Raw genomic sequence first — 18,718 nt, forward strand, 5'->3', positions numbered from 1 at the left:
TTGGATCAAAGGCGTAAACACATCTCACTTCGCCGCCTTCTCGTTCAGCAGATACCCCAGCAGATCGATGAACGTCGCTTCATCGAGTGTCTGACCAAACGTCGGCGGCATGAGGGAGATGGGGGTGACCGAGGTCTTGGCGATGTCCTTCTTGGCGATGCGGTGCTCTTTGCCGGTGGCGTCGGCGAGGAGGTGGATTTGACCGAGCTCGGCTTTGAGGAATCCGCCAAAGATGCTGCCGTCGTTCATCGTGAGCGTATGGAGGTGGAAGTGGGCATCGACGTTGCGATTGGGGTCGAGGATGTCCTCGCATAGCCGTGCCGCTCCTCTCGCGCCGATGCCATCGAGCTGCGGGCCGATCAAACCACCCTGACCACCGATTTGATGACAGACGGCACAGGTCATCGTGAAAACATTCTTCCCGACCGTCATGTCCGGTTTTGCTTTCGCAAAAGCCGCCACGCGTTGAGCGATGAGTGCATCGAGTTGCTTGCGCTGCTCTGGCGAGACAGGCAACGGCGGTGTTGCGGGACGTGGCGGCATATACACGGCGAGTTTCTCGCGAAGGGCGGCCGGGGCGCTGTGTTGGAGCATGACGGCGAGGGTTTTGAGGTTCTCGCGGGTGGTGTCGGCGCTTTGGAAATCGTTCACGCTGACCACGGCGGGCTCGATGCGGGTGATGCCGAGCCAAGCGTAGGCTTTGCCATCGTCGCCGTCGATGATTTCGAGGCGGACGGACTTTCCGGCGTGCGCGGCGAGGTCGAATTCGGTGAATTTGGCGGTGTCGTTGCGCGGCGGGAAGGCGCGGGCGAGTTCGCGGCCAGTCTCGGCATCGATGACGCGTACGAGGTTTTTTTCGTGTGCCTCAGCCTTCGGGAAGCCGCGATGGCCGTTGATCCAGAGCGTGAGTTTGGCGGGCGCGGGGAAAGTTTGAGATTTCAGCGTGCCCGTGCGGCTTTCCTCATCGCCACCGCCTTTGATGATGCTTTGCAGGACAGTGGTTTCGGTGTCGTCAGCGAGCTTGCGCGGCTGGAGGGACCATTTCGCGCCGCCAAGTGTGGTCCAGGCGGGTGTGGGTTGTTTGGCGGTGGAATCGAGAAGCTGCGTGGCGAGTTCTTGCGCCCAGGCGAGGAGCCCGGGCGGTGGGGACATACTGCGCTCGCTGAGGCCGTCGTGGAGAGCTTGAACGAGGGGCAGTGGAGTGTTGGAGTGTTGGAGGGATGATTGCTTGGCGGTAGCAATGGCTTGAGTGAGCAGCGAGGAATCACCATTGCGGGCGATGTGAGCGAGGATGGTGGGCGTGATGGGAGCGCCGCTTTGCAAACGCTGGAACAGAAAAGCGGATGCCTCCGCAGTGGGCACAGCAATGGCGATGTCGGCGATTTGATCGTGAGCGGCGGTGTCGATTTGGCCGAAGGCGCCGGGGAGCTGGAGATGATCGCGAACGGCGATTCGATAGGCGAGCGTGAGACTGGTGTCATCTGCTGGCGTCTTCTGCGCAGCTTCGATCAGCGAGGGCAGGGCGTCCAGATTGGCTTGGTCCTGAAGCTTGGCGAGGAGGACACGTTGAACAAAGGGCGATGGGTTTTGCACAGCGGAACGCCAATCGGTGATGTCGACCTGCGGCGGTGGCTGGCGTTTGGAGATGCCAGAGGTTTTGACGATGCGCCAGATCCTCCCGCGCTCTTTGTCACGTCCTGGATGCTCCAGTGGCACTTCGTAGTGGCCGATGATCTTGTTGTAGAAGTCGGCGATGTAGAGGGCGTTGTCGGGACCGAGTTGGAGATCGACGGGGCGGAACCAAGGGTCGTCGCTGGTGAGGAAGTCGGGCTGTTCGTTGGCCTTCGGCGTGGAGCCGATGAAGGTGACGTGGTCGTGGTTCACCTTCGAGGTGACGACGTTGCCGACGAAGGTGTGGTCGTCCCATTCCGGCCCCCACACGCCGCCGTCGATGTAAACGATGCCGCAGATGCCGGTGCTACCGTGCGTGTGCTGGCACATCACCGGTGCGAATCCGAGACCATCGTGCGGTTTGCCGAAACTCGGATAATGCGCACCGCGAATGAGCTGGTAGATGGGCGAGCTGTGGCAGTCGGCGCTATAAAGATTGCCGTAGCGGTCCCAGGCGAGGCCGAAGGGATTGACCTGGCCGTGCGTCCAGGCTTCGACGCGTGAGCCGTCGGGTTTAAAACGGAAGACGTTGCCGCTGTGCAGTTCGAGGGTGCTGCCGTCTTTGGCTTTGAACTGCGAGGTGTTGTTAAACCCATGCGTCGCATACACCCAGCCATCGAGGCCGAGGCGGAAGCTGCTGCACATGCCGTGCGTGTCTTTTTCGTAGCCGAGCGGGCCGAAGAGGATCTCGCGGTGGTCGGCGATGTCATCGCCGTTGGTGTCGGCGAAGTACCAGATGTTCGGAATGCTCCAGGCGATGCAACCGGCTTTGTGCTCGGGCTTGTGCCAAGGGAGGACGCCGGTCGGGATGTTCAGTTCGTTGGCGAAGTCGGTGACTTTGTCGGCGTGGCCGTCGCCGTCGGTGTCTTCGAGGATCTTGATCGCATCGCGGCTGCCTTTGACGTGCGTGCCTTGCGGATCGGACCAGCGGCCTTTGTCGGCAGCGTAAGGATACTCGACGGTGGAGGAGACCCACAAGCGTCCACGAGCATCGAAGGCCATGTTGATCGGCTTGTTGATCTGCGGCTCGCTGGCGAAGAGCTGGACCTCAAAGCCGGGTGGGACGTGGAGCTTGGTTTGTTCTTCCGCAGGGGTTAGCGCTTCCGTTTCACGCACGAGCCGCGTGTCAGCGGCATGCAAGGCGGCGTTGAGACCTAAAACGAGGAGAGCGGCGCGTGAAAACGACATGAGCGCATTACAGCTCAAACGACCGCCTTCGTTCAAGCCGCGTTTCGCGTTGGAACCGCACAAGCTCCATTTTCACAGGCCAACTCGGTCACTTGGACCCGCAGCGCATCATCGCTGCGCAAACGCAGCAGGTGCGAGAGGCTGATGCGGTTGGTGGAGATCCAATGCACCACGCGGCGGGCGATCTGCTGCATGCCGGGGCTGGCAAGCCGCAGCGACCACTCGCGATACTCGCGCAAGGCCCACAGGCACGTCACCCAGGCTCCCGCGCCCTGCCAGAGTGAGCCGTCATCACCCATGACGACGATTTCCTGGTCGACACGAAGGTTCGTGAGATCGGGGCAGCGATTCCGCGCCTGCTCGGAGTCGTAGGGCATGAAATCGAGGCGAACGTAAGCAGGCTGGTCGAGCATCCAGCGCCGAAAGCGCGAGCAGAGGCCGCAACGAGCGTCGTAGAAGATGGTGAGCGTGTTCATGACACAGTTCTAGACTTGGGTTGGTCCATCCGAGCGCGGACATAAGCGGCGACGGTGCCGGTAATAGCTGCTCCGAAAGCAAACGCGCTGTAAACGGACCAAGCCGCCTCATCCAAGGGAACCTGCGAGTTCGCTATCAACATCAAGCCGCCGACATACAAGAAGGCTGATGCCAAGCCTGTCAAAGCAGCGGTTTTTGGGCGTCTTAGTTTTGAAGTGTCTCGAACGATCAAATCCACGGGCAAAAAAATGATGATCCATGCTCCCGTGATACTCAGCCCCGTGAGTGCGAGAAAAATCAATGTCACGTCCAACCTGTAAGCCTCAAAAAGAGGCTCCCCTCGAAAGAGCATAACCACTCCGTAAGCAATCCACATCGCGATGTTGCACGCGATCCAGCCGCACAACATCGCGAGGAATGACAGCTTCAGTTTGCGCAGGAAGGTTTTCACAGTGTGTCGAGGATGTCGTGAGCTTTGCTGACGCGATGCATCGGCGGAATCGGCGGCGGCAGGTTGGCGAGCGTGGCGCGACGGCGCATCTTGGTGAAGACGTAGAGGTTGAAGAAGTGCATCCCGCCGAGCACCAGCAGCACGACGCCCATTTTGCCGCTGAGCGCCTCGAAGACGCCGCGCGCGCCGGCGATTTCATCCGCCGTTTTGAGATACAGCGACACGAAGCCGATGTTCATGAGGTAGAAGCCGACGAGCAGCAGGTGATTGACGCTGTCGGCGAGGTCCGTGTTCCCGTGGAAGCAATCGACGAGGAAGATCCGGCCGTTTTTGTGGAGTGTTCGTGCCACCCAGATGGTCAGGGTGACGGCGAGCACGAGGTAGAGAGTGTAGGTGATGACGGTTTCGTTCATGGTGGTGTATGGGTTGAGTTGAGGATTGGAATGGTTTTATCACCCCAGCACGGCTTTCAAATAAATCACGGCGAACGCGGAGTAGCTGAGGAAGACGATCCAATGAATCGCTGTGCGATCCGCGATGCCGCGCCAGTGAACCGAGCTATAGTGCGTCCATTGCATCACACAGCGCAGGCCCCAGAAGATGCCGACACCTGTGGAGAACCAGCGGAGAAACTCGTGTGTGCCGCCTGCGATGTCGGGAGCGAACCGCCAAGTCAGCGTGCCGAGAATGAGAAGCGTGATGGAGATGAACCAGCCGTGGATTTGAAACACCTCGCGCACGAGCAGCGGCATGTTCGAGATGGCCTCTTTCCAGTCGAGCATTCGCGCGAGAAAGAAACCGAGCACGGCAATAATGATCTGTCCGGCGGCGGCGAATTGGAGGGCGAGGATGAGTGTGTCGGTGTTCATGGTGTGGCGAAATTTTGCAAGGCGGTTTGCATTGTTGGGAATCGAAACTCGAATCCGCCTTCGACAGTTTTTGCTTTCAGGCATGGTCCAAGAGAGGTTTGATCGCCGCGAAGATGTAAACCACGGCCTGGGCGATGAAGGCGATGGTCAGCGTGTGGTAGCCAATCTTGCGAGCAGTGCTGACCAGAAGACGGCGATGAACGCTGCCAGCGACCGGGCAACCGGCTCGCCCGCAGCCATCGCCTTCGCATGCAGCAGGGTGAGCATGCCGAGGCCAGCAATGGTCAGCACAATGAACGCGCCATAGACCCAGAACAACGTGCGCAGGAACGGCGGCAGAGAAGCGAGGTTGGCTTTCCAGTTGAGCGCCTTTGGCACCATGAAACTGGCGATCAGGATACCGAAGTGTCCGAGTCCAGCGAGAGTGAGCAGGGTTTCGAGGTTCATGGCGTGGCTCCAATAGTTTTCAAAAAGGGCAGGATCACCTGATGGATGAAGGGCGGGTGAAACAGCAGACCCACGGGCGCGATGAGGAAAGCGAAGGCCCACAACCGGCAGATGATGCCCTGCCGCAGACGAAGGCGACGGCTCAGTTCGATGCCGAGCGCTTGCAGGAGAAAGTAAGCAGTCGGTCCGCCCCAGCCTGCACCTACGGGCAGCGAGATTACAGCCTCATGCAGCAGGCCGGAGATCAGAAAGACCAGCCAGTGTGCTCCTTTCGCGTTCCATCGTGCAGCAACAGGCCGGAAGACGAGCAGGTTCATCGCATCACGGAAGGCGGTGTTCCATCTTCGTCCCCAGAAGTCGGCTAGTGACCCAGCGACGATGGGACTCTTCATGAGCGGCTCAGTGGCGCGGCCCATTTTCATCCAAAACGCTGTGACGATGTGAAAGCAGCCGAAATGCAGCATGAACACGAGGCCCGCCATGCCGACCCAGGCCGCCACCATGGGCGTCTTTGCCAGCCATGGAACTGCGATCCACAGAAGCGTCGCACCGAAGATGAGATTGACCAAGCCGGCGAAGGCGAGACGACGTGCATCACTTGGAGATGCCGCACACCTGCGCAGAAAGCCGGTGAGGTTGAGCGTTGGGCAAAACAGCAGCCAGGCAGTGATCTCTGAAGCGGGTGCGGAAGCCTTGGTCTTCACCAGCGTCAGCGCTTTGAGAGCGAAATAAAGGCATGCGGCCAGCAACCACATGACCAGCCATGAGGGGCAAGAGAGTGCGGCTTCTTTCATGGCGTGTTGGGTTTGAGGGGAAGGAGTTCTGGCCGTGCTGGTAGATCGGCGGGCAGTTTGAGATGGGTGATCAAGCCGCAGAAGTTCAGCACACGCAGCGCCCACCAGCCGGGATCGTGCTGCGCTTGCTTGATGCCGAGTCTCGCGGAGTCGGGAAAGGCGTGATGGTTGTTGTGCCAGCACTCTCCCATCGTGATCAAACCGAGGTGCGGCAGGTTGTAGCCCTGCACCGCGTGGCCTTCGAGGTGCCAGTCACGCTCGCCGTGGTTATGCGCGAAGTAGCCGATCAACCAGTGACCGATGAGCGAGACGACGATGCGCACCGAGATGCCCCACACCACCCAGCCGATGCCACCGAGCAGGTAAAACACGACCGCATACGGAAGCTGCTGCAGCATCCAGGTGCGTTGCAGGAAGCGGTAAAAGCGATCCTCGCGCACCTCGCGCTCGATCTCAAAGACCGGCGGGTGTTTGAGCTGCATCTCGCAGTGCAATTGCCACAGCGCATCGCGCCAGACGGGACGCTGGTCGATGAAGAACGGATGGCAGGCGCGATGCCGCTGCGCCCAGTCGCGGATGTCGTGCATGTGGAGCATGCGAAACGAGCCGCCCATGCCGACGACGATGCCGAGATGCACGAGCAGGTATTCCAGCCAGCGCGGACAGGCGAAGCTGCGGTGAATCAGCAGACGGTGTAGGCCGATGGTGTGGCCCAGGCAAAGCGTGAGCACCGTGAAGGCGAGCGACAGGCCGACTGCTCCCGGGCTGATTGTCCACCAGCCGCCGATGATCGCGATGAGCATGTGCGAGGTGAACCACAGCGACTTCACCGGACTCCACACGACCACACCCTCAAGCGGATTCGTCAGCGCCGAAGCCGGGCGCATGCGGCGGACTTCGAGTGGCGTGTCATTCATAGTAGCGCGTTGGTTTATTCTGAATTTTCAGTATTTAATGAAACATATGAGTATGAAAAGATCAGCCTAGGAGGCGCATGGCCCACTGAAGGGCGGAGGCGTGTTTCATGGAGATCACGGTGTCGCCGACTTTGACCCCGAAGCTGAGGAACTCGTCGAGATCCTTCATCTGCTGGTGGAAGTCGCGGCCAGGGCCAGCGGCCTCGTCCTTCGTCTGGGCGGCGCAATCGCGCAGCAGGCGGATGGCGGGCTCGATCTCGCGGCGTTTGCGCTCCTTCGAGATGGTGATGAAAATCTTCCACACATCCTTCTCCGCCTCGAAGTACTCCTTGCGGTCGCCCTTGTGGGTGATGATGCGCACGAGATTCCAGCCGACGAGATCCTTGAGGTTGGTGTGGGCGTTGCCGCGGCTGATTTGCAGCTTCTCCATGACCTCGTCCGTGCACATTGGCTCCGGGGCGGTCATGAGCAGGGCGTGGATCTGCGCCATCGTTCGATTGATGCCCCACTGCGTGCCGAGCGAACCCCACTGGGCCACGAATTCCTCGCGTGCCTTTTCCCAGGGTGGTAGTTCCTTGCTCACAGTTTCACTAAAAACTGAAAACAACGAAAGACAAGCTGGGATTCCTGTTTTCTCGCGTTCACGGACTCAAGCGCACCTTCACCCACACGCCGCCCTCTTTGCGGTAGCGGATGCGGTCATGCAGACGGCTCACGCGGCCCTGCCAGAACTCGACTTCGTCCGGCAGCAGCGTATAACCACCCCAATGTGGCGGGCAGGGCACCTGGCCTTCGGGATACTTCGCCTTCAACTCGGCATCGCGCTGCTCCAGCCACTCGCGGCCGGGGATCACGACGCTTTGATCCGACACCCAGGCACCGATTTGATGCCCGTAGGGCCGACTGGCGAAATATTGCTGGGCATCGGCGTGATCGAGCTTCGAAATCACGCCTTTGATGCAGACCTGATGATGGCGATCCGTCCACAGGAAGCAGGCGGCGGCGCGCGCATCGGCGGCGATCTCCTTGCCTTTCCGGCTCTCGTAGTTCGTGTAGAAATGAAAGCCGCGCTCGTCGATGCCCTTCAAAAGCACCGTTCGCACCGTGGGCGTGCCATCGAGACCGTTCGTGGCCAGGCTCATCGCGTTCGGCTCTGGCAGGTTGTGCGCGAGGGCGTCATTGATCCAATGCGTGAACAGCTCCACCGGATCGGCCGGGGCGCTGTGCTCGTCGAGTTCGCCCTGGTCGTAACTCACGCGCAGGTCGGGCAGGTTCGGTTTGTCAGTGGGATTCATTCGGGTTACAAGAAACGTGTGCCGCGCGGCCTCCGCTACGCCAGCTTTGGCCTTTTACGCCCTCTTTTGTCCCATGTCATCCCCGGTCACCGGAGTCATCCACGATCTCGAACGCATCCTGCTCACACCGGATCAAATCCATGCCCGTGTGCGCGAGATGGCGGTGCGTTTGAATGCGGAGCTGGCAGGCAAGGTCGTCACCGTCGTGGCGCTGATGGACGGCGCGTTGTTCTTCGTGGCGGATCTGCTGCGCCAACTCGAACTGCCCGTGCGCATGTTCACGCTCAGCGCCAGCAGTTATCACGGCGGCACTGCCACCACCGGCGAAGTGAAGGTGAACTGGCCGCTCGACCTCGATTTCCACGACCAGGACGTGCTCCTGCTCGATGACATCCTCGACACCGGCCTCACGCTCAGCGTGATTTCCGAACGCATCCTCGCCCAACAGCCCGCCTCGCTGCGCACCTGCGTCCTGCTCAGCAAACGCCGCCAGCGCCTGCGAGAGGTGGCGCTCGACGACGCCGGTTTCGAGATCGACGACGAGTTCGTCGTCGGCTACGGCATGGACTACCAGGGCCGCTTCCGCAATCTGCCCTGCATCGGCATTCTTAATCCCAACAAGCCGTCATGAAGCTGCGCGTGCTTTTCTTCTCCGTCCTGCGCGACATCACCGGCAGCGATGAGATCGTGCTCGAACTGCCCGCAGGCAGCACGATGGGCGATCTGATGCTTCAAATCGAATCCCGCTGGCCCAAGCTGCGCGACTGGCAAAACAGCCTGCTCCTCGCCCTCGATCAGACCTATGTGAAGCGCGATGCGCTGCTGCACGATGGCGGCGAAGTCGCCATCATGCCGCCGGTGCAGGGCGGGTAAGATCCCCCTGCGCGACACATTCCGACCGGCTACCCTTTCTTCATGCCGGTGCGGTTCAGCGTTTCAGCAGTGCTCGATATGCGTTGCGGGCGAGCATGAGATGGGTCTTCACATGCTCCAAGTCGCCGGGCGGGATTTGATCGCGGCGTTTGAGGTCGGCTTCGAGGCGGTCGATCCATTTGAGGAAGTATTCGGCCTCGGCGCGGGCATCGGCCGGGTGGTCTTTGATTGCGAGATAAACGGGATTGGTGTGTGCGCGAATGCCGTAGTGGCTGGGCCAGCGATTCACCACAGGACCGGCGGTGCGCAGGGCAATCCAGCCGCTGCGCTCGATGGGAAGTTCGGCGTCGATGGCGGCGGTGAGTTTGTCCTCGGCCAGCGTGCCGTTCGCGATGACATTGCCATCCAGTACGATTTCGAGCTTTTCGAGCGGGAATTGCGAGCGCACACGGCCCTTAACGCGAATTTTGCCGGGTGAGTCGAGCGTGAGTGTGTCTCCGATGGCCTTGTCGTTGACGGTGAGTTCGATCATCGGGCCGTTGCTGATGAAGGAGCGCCCGGCACGCAGACCAGCGACCCACTTTTCATAGGTCAGGCCATCGGGCACATGCACATAGACGCGGCCCCAGCCGGGTGGCGAAGAGGGAACGCGATTGAGGAACACGTCAGTGCCAGCAGCCGCAGGAAGATGGAAGCCGCAGTTCAGCAGGCGATACCACAACGGCAGCGACGGGTCATAAACCCAGCCCATGACATCGAGCATGTCGATGGTGCCGCTCACCACATCGACGGGCAGGCCTTTGGCGGCATAAGCGGCGGCGTAGGAGTCGAGCATGTTGCTGGCGGGATGCGTGTAGCTGGCGGTGCCGCCCTGCGAATGCGCACGCTGGGCGATCTGCGCATTTGTCGGCACATCCCAGGGATTCGTGGTGCTTTTGAAGCCGGTGAAGACCGGTTCCACCAGCGAATGCAGATGAAACAGCGTCATGTGCCCCCACATCGTGCTCCGAAACTCCTCGTTCCACCACAGCAGCGTGCGCGGCGTGGAGAGTGCATCGAGACGACCGCGAAAATACTCGCGATCAAACACAGCATCGCTGTCCGAGTTCGCGGCGACGAGATTGGCGACGTTCAGATCCTCTCCCTCACATTGATCCAAGATGGTGCGCGGCGAGTTGTACCATGAACCGTAGCCGTAGTTGGCGTGGATGTGGTTTTCGCCGCTGAACCAGCCTTCTGCGGCCGCGTGCGTCCAGCGCTCGAGTTCGAGCCGCGCCGTGCCTTCAACTCCCTCCTTCACCTCGATGGCGAGCTGCTTCATGCGATACTCCGGGCCGCGAAAGGCGAGCAGTTCATACTTGCCCACGGGCAGATAGAGCGTCGCTGAATCGCGGCAGTAAAAATGACCGACACCTGCGGTGTGGCGGTGCATCGCGCCCACGGGAAAGTGAAACTTCCCGCCCTCCTGCCGCACGGACACACGCGCGACGGCCGGGTTGTCACTCGATTTGTCCACGATGCGGAGTTGCAGCGGACTCATGGGTTCGCCGAAGTTGATGCTCTCGATGGAAAGCGTGCGACGATCGCCGGTTTTCAGATCGTAGCGCACGAGCGCGGTCGCGCCTTCCGCGTTGTCGCTGTAGATCATCACATCGCCGCTGCCGCTCACCGATGGCGCGTCCTCATCTGCCTGCCCGAAGGTGAGTTTGCGCGCGTCGCGCAGCGAATCGCTCAGCGGCACCTGCCACACGTCGTTGTGCGACACGCCGAGATCGGTGGCGAGGAAGACGCTCCCTGCATCCGCTGCCACGCACAGCCCATAAATACGCGCGGGCCATTCGCAGATCGTCTCCGGCGTGCCGCCTTCGGTCGGAAGGCGGCGCAGCAATGCCTGCGGGCCTTGATTGCCCGACTGCTCGCCTTCCGCATCGCGATGTTCGGCAAAGTAGATCCATTTGCCATCCGGCGAGAGCGCATGCACGCCGCGCAGCCGCATCGCCCACGATTCCGGCACGCCTGCGAGCGGTGTGAGCGTGCCGGTGGCCAGATCGCACCACGCGATGCCGGTTTTGGCCTCGGGGAGGTTGAATTTCCCCAGCACACGCTTCCCGTCCGGCGCGAACCACAGCGGCCCGCTGCCGCGCACGGTCTGCGGCAGCGCGATGTTCGTGCCCGTGCTCGCATCAATCACGCGCAACGTGCCGCCGCCGAAACTTGGCGCGTTGATGAAGGCGATGCGACCGCTGTCGGGCGACCACGCGGGCTCGATGTCGTAGCCCTCGCCACGGCTCAGCCGCCGCAACTGGCCGCCTCCTGCCGGCATGGTGCAGATCGTGCCATGATACGACAGCACGATGCGTTGACCATCCGGCGAGACGCGCGGATGCAGGCCGCCAAAGGCACGCCGCGCGAAGGGATCGGGATCAGGCACCGCGAAGGCCGTGTGAAGGGCCGCGAACGAGAGGAGAATCCATGCCGCTTTCATGGCGGAGGTATCGGCACGGCGTGGGTGGGGCTTTCAGGTCCGGCCCGGATACATTGGCGCGAAGGACGACGTTTGAAGCCAATGCCATGAAGACGCGCCTTCTTCTCTGCCTGCTGACCGTCGTGACGACCGCCAGCGCGGAGGAGGCCTTGGAAATCGTGAAACGCAGCCTGCCGTTCGTGAAGGAGAAGGGCGCGGCGTGGATTGCGGATCGTGGATGCGCGAGCTGCCATCAAGTTCCTTCGATGCTGTGGAGCCTGAACAGCGCCGCTCGAGCAGGGATCGACCCCGAGCGCAAGGAAACAACCGAATGGACGCCGTGGGCGGCAGACTGGCGGCATTGGAATCAGTCGAAGGACAAGGACGGCGTGGACAAGGTTTCCGCCGGCAACATCGACACGATGGTGTTCTTGCTGCTGGGCCGCGATGCCGTCGCTGATGCGAGTCAGACTTGGATCACGGGCTTTCGCGAACAGTTGCTCAAAAACCAGCAGCCCGACGGCTCCTGGAAGCCCGGCGGCCAACTGCCGCTGGCGAAGCGCCCGACTCGCGAGATGAGCGAAGTCACGACGATGTGGACGTTGCTCGCGCTGAAATCGTATGGAGCCGAGGCGATGCCGCCCGAGGTACAAAAACGTGCCGAGGACTTTCTCGCCACCGCGCAGCCGGGCAAGAGCACCGAATGGCATGCCGCGCGGCTGTTGCTGCAACCGGACGATGCAACTCGTCGCAATGACTTGCTCAAACTCCAGCATCCCGACGGCAGTTGGGGCTGGCTGGCGAGTGATCCGGGCGATGCGCTCGGCACCGGCTTCGCGATGTATGCGCTGACGCGCAGCGGACTGCCGAACACGCATGAAGCGATGCAGCGAGCCGTGGCTTTCTTGAAGTCCTCGCAGAAGCCCGACGGCTCCTGGGCCGTGCCGAGCACTCGCGCCAAAGATAAGAACAAAGTCATCGCCACTTCCACCTACTGGGGCACATCGTGGGCCACGATCGGTCTGCTGGAGACTCTGGCGGTAACGAAATGAAGAAGCGTTTGCGGCACCAAGTGTCTGCTCCATGCTCGCGGCGTCATGCCATCCACGATCTGCATCATCGGCGGCTGTAACGGCGCCGGAAAGAGCACGCTGGCGCGTGAACTGTTGCCGCGCATGGGCATCGAGCGCTTCCTGAACGCGGATTTGATCGCGAAAGGCCTCTCGCCGGTGAATCCGTCGCTGGTGGCGTTTTCAGCAGGACGGCGATTGATTGAGGAAGCGCGCAGTTTGATCGCAGCTGGCACGAGCTTTGCCATCGAATCGACTTTGAGCGGCAAAACGTATGTGAAGATGCTTCAGGAAGCGAAGGGGCGTGGTTATCACTTTGTACTGCACTATGTAATGATCGACTCGGCCGCGCAGGCGGTAGAGCGCGTGAAGCTTCGCGTGCTGACGGGCGGCCATCATGTGCCGGAGGAAGATGTGCGGCGTAGATATGAGCGCAGCGTGCGGCACTTTTTGCACGACTACCTGCCGCTTGCGGATGAATGGGGTCTGTGGGAGAATGCGGTGCCGCCAGCAGTCAAGATCGCGGACGAAACGACGCACACGATTCAACAAATCCACGACATGATCACGTCCACCAAGCTCCAGGAAGCACCGCAGACGCCGAACACCGCGATGTCAGAGATGGTGCTCGAAGCCAGCCGCGTGGCGACGGAGAAGATGCTCGATCTTTATGCGCGCATGGGCATCAAGGTGACGCCGCAGATGACGCTGGCACCAGATTCGCCAGAACCGGCGTTCAAGCCGTTCGGGCTGTGGTGATCGGCAGTGTTACGCCAGCAAATCCTTCACCACATGCCCGTGAATGTCGGTCAGGCGATAGTCGCGGCCTTGGAAGCGGTAAGTGAGGCGTTCGTGATCGAAGCCGAGCAGGTGCATGACGGTGGCCTGGAAGTCATGCACATGGACTTTGTTCTCGGCGACGCTGAAACCGAGTTCGTCGGTGCTACCGTAGTCGAAGCCAGCCTTCACGCCACCGCCTGCCATGAACAGCGTGTAGCAATCGGGATAATGGTCACGGCCGAGGATCTTGCTCGCGGCGGTGCGACCTTCGCGGAAGGGCGTGCGGCCAAATTCACCACCCCAGATGACGAGCGTGTCGTCGAGCAGGCCGCGTTGTTTGAGGTCTTTGATCAAAGCGGCCACGGGCTTGTCCGTGGCGGCCATTTTCTTTGTGAGGCCGTCGGTGATGCCGGTGTCGGCGCCGGTGCCGTGAAAATCCCAGCCCCAGTCGAACAGGTTCACAAAACGCACGCCTTTTTCGATGAGACGACGCGCCAGCAGGCAGTTGTTGGCAAAGCTCGACTCGCCCGGCTTCGCGCCATAGGCCTCGATGACGTTTTGCGGCTCCTTGGAGATGTCCATCACCTCCGGCACGCTCGTTTGCATGCGGAAGGCCAGTTCATACTGCGCGATGCGTGTGACGGTCTCGGGATGACCAAACTCCGCGACCTGCTGCTGATTGAGCGCCTGGAGAGTATCGAGCGTCTTGCGGCGCATCTCGCGGTTCATGCCCGCCGGATCGCTCACGAACAAAACCGGATCGCCCTTGCTGCGACATTGCACGCCTTGATACACGCTTGGGATGAAGCCGCTGCCCCAGCAACCCTGCCCGCCGCTGGGCTGCGTGCCGCTGGAGATGAGGCTCACAAAGCCCGGCAGGTCCTGATTCTCCGTGCCGAGGCCATATGTCGCCCACGAGCCCATCGAGGGCCGCCCCTGCCGCGCATGACCGGTGAACAGCAGCAGTTCGGCCGGCGCGTGGTTGAACTGGTCCGTCGTCATCGAGCGGATCATGCACATCTCATCGGCAATCGTGTGGAAGTTCGGGCACGCATCACTCATCCACAGGCCACCTTTGCCGTATTGTGCAAAGGTGCGCGGCGTGCCCATCAGCTTCGGCACGCCAGTGGTGAAGGCAAAACGCCGCCCTTTGAGGATCGAATCCGGGCAGTCTTGCCCGCTGCGCTTCACCAGTTCCGGCTTGTAATCAAACAGATCGAGATGCGGCGGCGCCCCCGACATGTGCAGGTAGATCACACGCTTTGCCTTCGCCGCGTGGTGCCCGTGCTTCGGGATCATCGGATTCGCCGTCGCCTCCTGCTGCATCGCATGCATGGCGATGGCACCGAGGCTGAACTGGCCCGTCGCGCCGAGGAATTGGCGACGTGTGGTGAGCTGGAGTTGGTCGTGAAGGATGGGGTTCATGGGGAAGTGCGGGTTTTGGTATTACAGATTGTGATACCAAGTTTGACGGGTGTTCAGGGATGGAATCCGATCTGTTTGCGGGGCGCTGACGGCGGCGGAGCCAGAAGGGGCATCAGCTTCTTGTAGATGTCACGCAGCGAGGCGTCGTGAATCAGCAGTGTGTTATCGATCTCGGCCAGACGTTTGAGGATCATGGCATTCGCGGCAATCTGCTCGCGGATTTCGATGAAGGCACGGATGACATAGACGCTCATGGAGTTGGCTCGGTCGCTGTTCAGCACCGAGGCGGCCATGAGGGCACCGTGTTCGGTGAAGACGCGGGGTGGTTTTCGGCGGCCACCGCGCCCCTCCGGCTTTGATATCACAGATTGTGATATCAAAAGTAGAAACTCCTCGCGACTGACAACGAAGGAGAAGTCTTCCGGAAACCGCTTCAGGTTGCGTTTGACGGCCTGGTTAAAGGCCATCGTGCTTACGCCGTAAAGCGCAGCCAAATCAGAATCCAGCACGACCCGCTGGCCGCGTACGGTGTGGATGGGGATGTCGATGGATTTTTTGGCGGCCATGGCTTCGGATTGAATCACCTCCGCATCAAAAACTCATCCAGGTTCATGACCACATTCGCCACGGCGGTCCAGGCGGCGAGTTCGGCGATGTCAGAGCCAGCTTCGGCAGGTCCAAGCGGCTCGGTGGCCATCTTCGCCGCGGCGGCGGGGTCTTTTTGATACGCGGCAAGGCTCTCGGCGTGCAGTTGCGTCAGCGCGGTGACTTCATGTGCGATGGGTTCGCGGCTGAGGCAGAGTTTGAAGAGGTGGATGAGGCGTTCCGACGTGGATTTGGCCTCACGCACAATCCGCCGCGCCATGGCCTGATGTGTTTCGATGAAGACGGGGTCGTTCAGCGTCACGAAGGCCTGCAGCGGCGTGTTCGTGCGGCTGCGGCGGATCATGCAGACCTCGCGGTTGCCGGCGTCGAAGGTGGTGAAGCTAGCGTAGGGCGAATTGCGCCGCACTTCGGTGTAGAGGCTGCGGCGGTGGGCGTCCTCGCCTTTGCTGACTTCCCAATCGTTGCTGCGGCCAAAGGCGGTGCTGAGGCCCATATTGGGTGTGACGGGACGCACGGGCACTCCGAACATTTTTTCGCTGAGCAGGCCGCTCACAGCGAGCGCTTGATCGCGCAGCAGTTCGCCGGTGGGACGGAAGCGCGGGCCGCGGGCGAGCAGGCGGTTGTCGGGATCGCGGTCGTTGAGTTCGGGCGTGGATTTGGAGCTTTGGCGATACGCCTCACTCGTGAGCATCAGCTTGAGCATGTGCTTGATGTCCCAGCCGCTGTCCATCAACTCGGCGGCGAGCCAGTCGAGCAATTCGGGATGGAAGGGCAGATCGCCCTGGCTGCCGAACTCCTCGCTGCTGCGCACGATGCCGGTGCCGAAGATGCTTTCCCACAGGCGGTTCACCGTGACGCGGGCGGTGAGCGGGTTGTCGCGGCTCACGAGCCACTGTGCCATCGTGAGTCGATTGCGCGGCGCGTTGGCGGGCAGCGGATTGAAAACGGCGGGCGTGGCCTCGCTGACCTCGGCGTCGAGAGCCTGCCAGTTGCCGCGAAGTTGGATTTTGGTGACGCGGCGCTGCTTCGGATCGAGATCGCGCATGATCGGCACGGTCAGCGGCTTGATCGCGGCGAGCTCCTTGTTTGCAGCGGCGACGCGTGTGCGCTCAGTAGCAGATTCTTTGGCGACGTTGCGCACATAGTAATCCGTGACGGCTTTTTGCTGCTCGGGTGTGCGTTTGGCCTGCGCGACGAGTGCAGCGATGATGTTCTGCGGCACCTTGGTGACCTGTTGCACGCGGGCATCGCCAGTGAAACCGAGGCGGAAGCTGCCGAGGGTGTGCTGTTTGAACTCGCTGTTGTGCGCGATGGTCACACGCAGCGTCGATCCAGGCGGCACCACAACGGGCGAAGGCGCGAGCAAGGTGAGCGCGTGCGGCTTGTCGGTGGCTCCGCCGATGCCCCAGCCTTGGTTGGTCTTGTCCTTCGACTTCAACACCGACGCTGCGGTGAATCCAGTCTGCTCATAGTCCGCAATCGCCGTGGTGAAGCTCACGGGCACGGGACCAGCGACGGCGAAAGTCTTGTCTTTGTCCGGACCGGGGGTGCTTGCACTTTTCCACACGATCTGGCGTTTGTCATCGAGCAGCACGACGTGAAAGCCATCGAGACGCTTGCCGACGCTGCCATCGGTGCGATTCCACACGACGATGCGATCAATCGCCTGCGCGGCCTTCAGATCGACTTCCCACCACGGATCGTTGTCGCTGCCGGAGGTATGCGCGACGCTGCCTTTGGCGTAGTTGCCCTCGGTGTTGCCATCATTGGCGCGTTTCGCGGCGGCATCGGTGTACAGGCTGCTCTGCGTCGCCACGCCTTTGAGCGCGATATTGTCTTTGCCGCTGAACGCCTGCACTTCAGCGAGTTGCAGCGTCTTCTTGTCGCCTGGCAGCTCGATGCGCACATAGCGCGCACTCGGCGCGGCCTTGGTGGCCGGCGGAACGACTTCGGCTTTGAGATCGGTGATGACGAAGTTGCCGAAACCGGTGGCGGGAATAGTTTCGAGCCGCAGCGCGCTGAGTTTATCGCCGGTGGCAGGGACTTCGACGGTGTAGATGTTCGTGTCGCTGTTCTTCGCGATCAAAACTGAGCCGTCGTCGCGAATGGTGGCGGCTTCATTCATCTTCGCGGTCGCTTTGACGGGCTTTGGCGTTTGCCAGCCGAGATCGCGGGCGAAGCCGGTGTCCCAAGCCGCGAGTCCGGCGAGCCATGCGGCCTCGGGTGTCGTGAATTTTTTCTCCAGCGTGTCGATCTCGTTTTTGAGGCGCTCGCGTTGTTGTTTCAGCTCCGGCGTGTCGAAGCTGTGCAGCGGCACCTCGTCTTTTTTGTCGCTGTCGGCGCTTTGGTTGAGGAAGGCGTAGAACTGGAAGTACTCGTTGATGGTGATGGGGTCGTATTTGTGCGTATGGCACTGCGCGCAGGCCATCGTGGTGCCCATCCAGACGGCGAAGGTCGTGTTCACGCGGTCGATGACCGCCGCGTTGCGGAATTCCTCGTCGTCGGTGCCGCCTTCGTTCTGCGTCATCGTGTTGCGATGAAACGCGGTGGCAATGAGCTGGTCATCCGTCGGTTTCGGCAGCAAATCGCCGGCGTTTTGCTCGATGGTGAACTGGTCGAAGGGCATGTTCGTGTTAAGCGCGCGGATCACCCAATCGCGGTAGGCCCAGATCTCACGCGGCTGATCGCTCGGGTAGCCGGAGCTGTCGGCGTAACGCGCGAGATCGAGCCACTGGCGGGCCCAGTGCTCGCCGTAGGCGGGTTTGTTGAGGTAGTGAGCGACGATCTTGTCGTGCGACTGTTTGGCTAGTGTGTTGAGTTCTTCGAGAGTCGGCGGCAGGCCGGTCAAATCGAGCGCCACGCGGCGGATCAGCGTTGCCACATCGGCTTCCGGCGAAAACTTCAGTCCTTCTTGGGTCAGTCGCTGCACGAGGAAAGCATCCACCGGATTCTTCGCACCTGCTGGCACTTGGGGGCGCACGACCTTTTCATAGCTCCAATGCTTCCCCCACTTCGCGCCTTGTTTGATCCATTCTTTGAGCAAGGCGACCTGCACGGGCGAGATCGTCTTGTGCTGCTTCGGCGGCGGCATGACCTCGTCGGGGTCTTTCGACACGATGCGCTCGATGAGGGCGCTTTTGTCGGGGTTTCCCGGCACCACGGCGATGACGCCGTCGTTGCTCTTCTTGGAGCTCGTTTCGTCATCAAGGCGCAGGCCAGCCTCGCGCTTCTTTTCATCCGGGCCGTGGCAGAAGTAACAATTCTCCGACAAAATCGGGCGGATTTCCTTGGAGAAGCTGATGGGACGCGAAGCAGGCTCCGCGAGGGCGGACGAAACGATGGCGAGAGTGATGAGTGGGCGAATCACGGAGTGTGATACGTCTGGCAAGGT

Annotated in this window: 18 protein-coding genes; 4 read left to right on the forward strand and 14 right to left on the reverse strand. The window is 61.2% G+C overall.

What is annotated here, in order from left to right; all coding sequences use genetic code 11:
• Positions 1-24 precede the first annotated feature (24 nt).
• The 10 genes from U1A53_RS06180 to pdxH all read right to left on the reverse strand — a co-directional run bounded on the left by U1A53_RS06180 (position 25) and on the right by pdxH (position 8,109).
• Positions 25-2,859: a PVC-type heme-binding CxxCH protein gene (locus U1A53_RS06180; protein WP_322279670.1), complete on the reverse strand. Its 2,835-nt coding sequence runs from the start codon at positions 2,857-2,859 to the stop codon at positions 25-27.
• A 32-nt stretch (positions 2,860-2,891) separates the two neighbouring features.
• Positions 2,892-3,335: a DUF393 domain-containing protein gene (locus tag U1A53_RS06185; RefSeq protein ID WP_322279671.1), complete on the reverse strand. Its 444-nt coding sequence runs from the start codon at positions 3,333-3,335 to the stop codon at positions 2,892-2,894.
• The gene (locus U1A53_RS06190) at positions 3,332-3,787 is read right to left on the reverse strand and encodes a hypothetical protein (protein ID WP_322279673.1); all 456 of its coding nucleotides are present in this window, start codon (positions 3,785-3,787) and stop codon (positions 3,332-3,334) included. The genes U1A53_RS06185 and U1A53_RS06190 overlap by 4 nt, the downstream gene beginning before the upstream one ends.
• Positions 3,784-4,200 (reverse strand): hypothetical protein, encoded by a 417-nt coding sequence (locus U1A53_RS06195; RefSeq protein ID WP_322279674.1) that lies wholly within the window; start codon positions 4,198-4,200, stop codon positions 3,784-3,786. Before U1A53_RS06195 ends, U1A53_RS06190 begins: the two co-directional genes overlap by 4 nt.
• Before the next feature lie 39 nt (positions 4,201-4,239).
• Positions 4,240-4,656, reverse strand: a complete 417-nt coding sequence (locus tag U1A53_RS06200) for a hypothetical protein (protein WP_322279676.1) — start codon at positions 4,654-4,656, stop codon at positions 4,240-4,242.
• Positions 4,657-4,803: 147 nt separating this feature from the next.
• On the reverse strand, positions 4,804-5,103 hold the full coding sequence (locus tag U1A53_RS06205; protein WP_322279677.1) for a hypothetical protein: 300 nt from the start codon (positions 5,101-5,103) through the stop codon (positions 4,804-4,806).
• Positions 5,100-5,897 (reverse strand): MBOAT family protein, encoded by a 798-nt coding sequence (locus U1A53_RS06210; RefSeq protein ID WP_322279678.1) that lies wholly within the window; start codon positions 5,895-5,897, stop codon positions 5,100-5,102. The genes U1A53_RS06205 and U1A53_RS06210 overlap by 4 nt, the downstream gene beginning before the upstream one ends.
• The gene (locus U1A53_RS06215; protein WP_322279679.1) at positions 5,894-6,814 is read right to left on the reverse strand and encodes an acyl-CoA desaturase; all 921 of its coding nucleotides are present in this window, start codon (positions 6,812-6,814) and stop codon (positions 5,894-5,896) included. The genes U1A53_RS06210 and U1A53_RS06215 overlap by 4 nt, the downstream gene beginning before the upstream one ends.
• A gap of 61 nt (positions 6,815-6,875) precedes the next feature.
• Entirely contained in the window at positions 6,876-7,397 is a 522-nt protein-coding gene (locus U1A53_RS06220) for a transcriptional regulator (RefSeq protein ID WP_322279681.1), read from the reverse strand.
• A gap of 58 nt (positions 7,398-7,455) precedes the next feature.
• Positions 7,456-8,109 (reverse strand): pyridoxamine 5'-phosphate oxidase, encoded by a 654-nt coding sequence (pdxH, locus tag U1A53_RS06225; protein ID WP_322279683.1) that lies wholly within the window; start codon positions 8,107-8,109, stop codon positions 7,456-7,458.
• A gap of 73 nt (positions 8,110-8,182) precedes the next feature.
• On the opposite strand from pdxH, the gene hpt reads away from it, so the two are divergent.
• Positions 8,183-8,740: a hypoxanthine phosphoribosyltransferase gene (gene hpt / locus U1A53_RS06230; protein ID WP_322279684.1), complete on the forward strand. Its 558-nt coding sequence runs from the start codon at positions 8,183-8,185 to the stop codon at positions 8,738-8,740.
• Entirely contained in the window at positions 8,737-8,982 is a 246-nt protein-coding gene (locus U1A53_RS06235) for a MoaD/ThiS family protein (protein ID WP_322279685.1), read from the forward strand. The genes hpt and U1A53_RS06235 overlap by 4 nt, the downstream gene beginning before the upstream one ends.
• A gap of 55 nt (positions 8,983-9,037) precedes the next feature.
• Here U1A53_RS06235 and U1A53_RS06240 read toward each other — a convergent pair whose 3' ends face one another.
• Positions 9,038-11,467, reverse strand: a complete 2,430-nt coding sequence (locus tag U1A53_RS06240) for a CehA/McbA family metallohydrolase (RefSeq protein WP_322279686.1) — start codon at positions 11,465-11,467, stop codon at positions 9,038-9,040.
• Positions 11,468-11,553: 86 nt separating this feature from the next.
• On the opposite strand from U1A53_RS06240, the gene U1A53_RS06245 reads away from it, so the two are divergent.
• Together U1A53_RS06245 and U1A53_RS06250 are read left to right on the forward strand one after the other, a co-directional pair.
• On the forward strand, positions 11,554-12,498 hold the full coding sequence (locus tag U1A53_RS06245) for a prenyltransferase/squalene oxidase repeat-containing protein (protein ID WP_322279688.1): 945 nt from the start codon (positions 11,554-11,556) through the stop codon (positions 12,496-12,498).
• Positions 12,499-12,543: 45 nt separating this feature from the next.
• Positions 12,544-13,275, forward strand: a complete 732-nt coding sequence (locus U1A53_RS06250) for an AAA family ATPase (RefSeq protein WP_322279689.1) — start codon at positions 12,544-12,546, stop codon at positions 13,273-13,275.
• Positions 13,276-13,284: 9 nt separating this feature from the next.
• On the opposite strand, the gene U1A53_RS06255 is transcribed toward U1A53_RS06250, so the two are convergent.
• Genes U1A53_RS06255 through U1A53_RS06265 form a run of 3 tightly spaced genes read right to left on the reverse strand, consistent with a single transcriptional unit; the run spans position 13,285 to position 18,694 of the window.
• Positions 13,285-14,721: a DUF1501 domain-containing protein gene (locus tag U1A53_RS06255; protein ID WP_322279691.1), complete on the reverse strand. Its 1,437-nt coding sequence runs from the start codon at positions 14,719-14,721 to the stop codon at positions 13,285-13,287.
• Between the two features lie 53 nt (positions 14,722-14,774).
• Positions 14,775-15,287, reverse strand: a complete 513-nt coding sequence (locus U1A53_RS06260; protein WP_322279692.1) for an ORF6N domain-containing protein — start codon at positions 15,285-15,287, stop codon at positions 14,775-14,777.
• 14 nt (positions 15,288-15,301) lie between these two features.
• Positions 15,302-18,694: a DUF1553 domain-containing protein gene (locus tag U1A53_RS06265; protein WP_322279693.1), complete on the reverse strand. Its 3,393-nt coding sequence runs from the start codon at positions 18,692-18,694 to the stop codon at positions 15,302-15,304.
• Between the last annotated feature and the right edge of the window lie 24 nt (positions 18,695-18,718).

The organism is Prosthecobacter sp., assembly GCF_034366625.1.
In the GTDB taxonomy this organism is placed as follows: Bacteria; Verrucomicrobiota; Verrucomicrobiia; order Verrucomicrobiales; family Verrucomicrobiaceae; genus Prosthecobacter.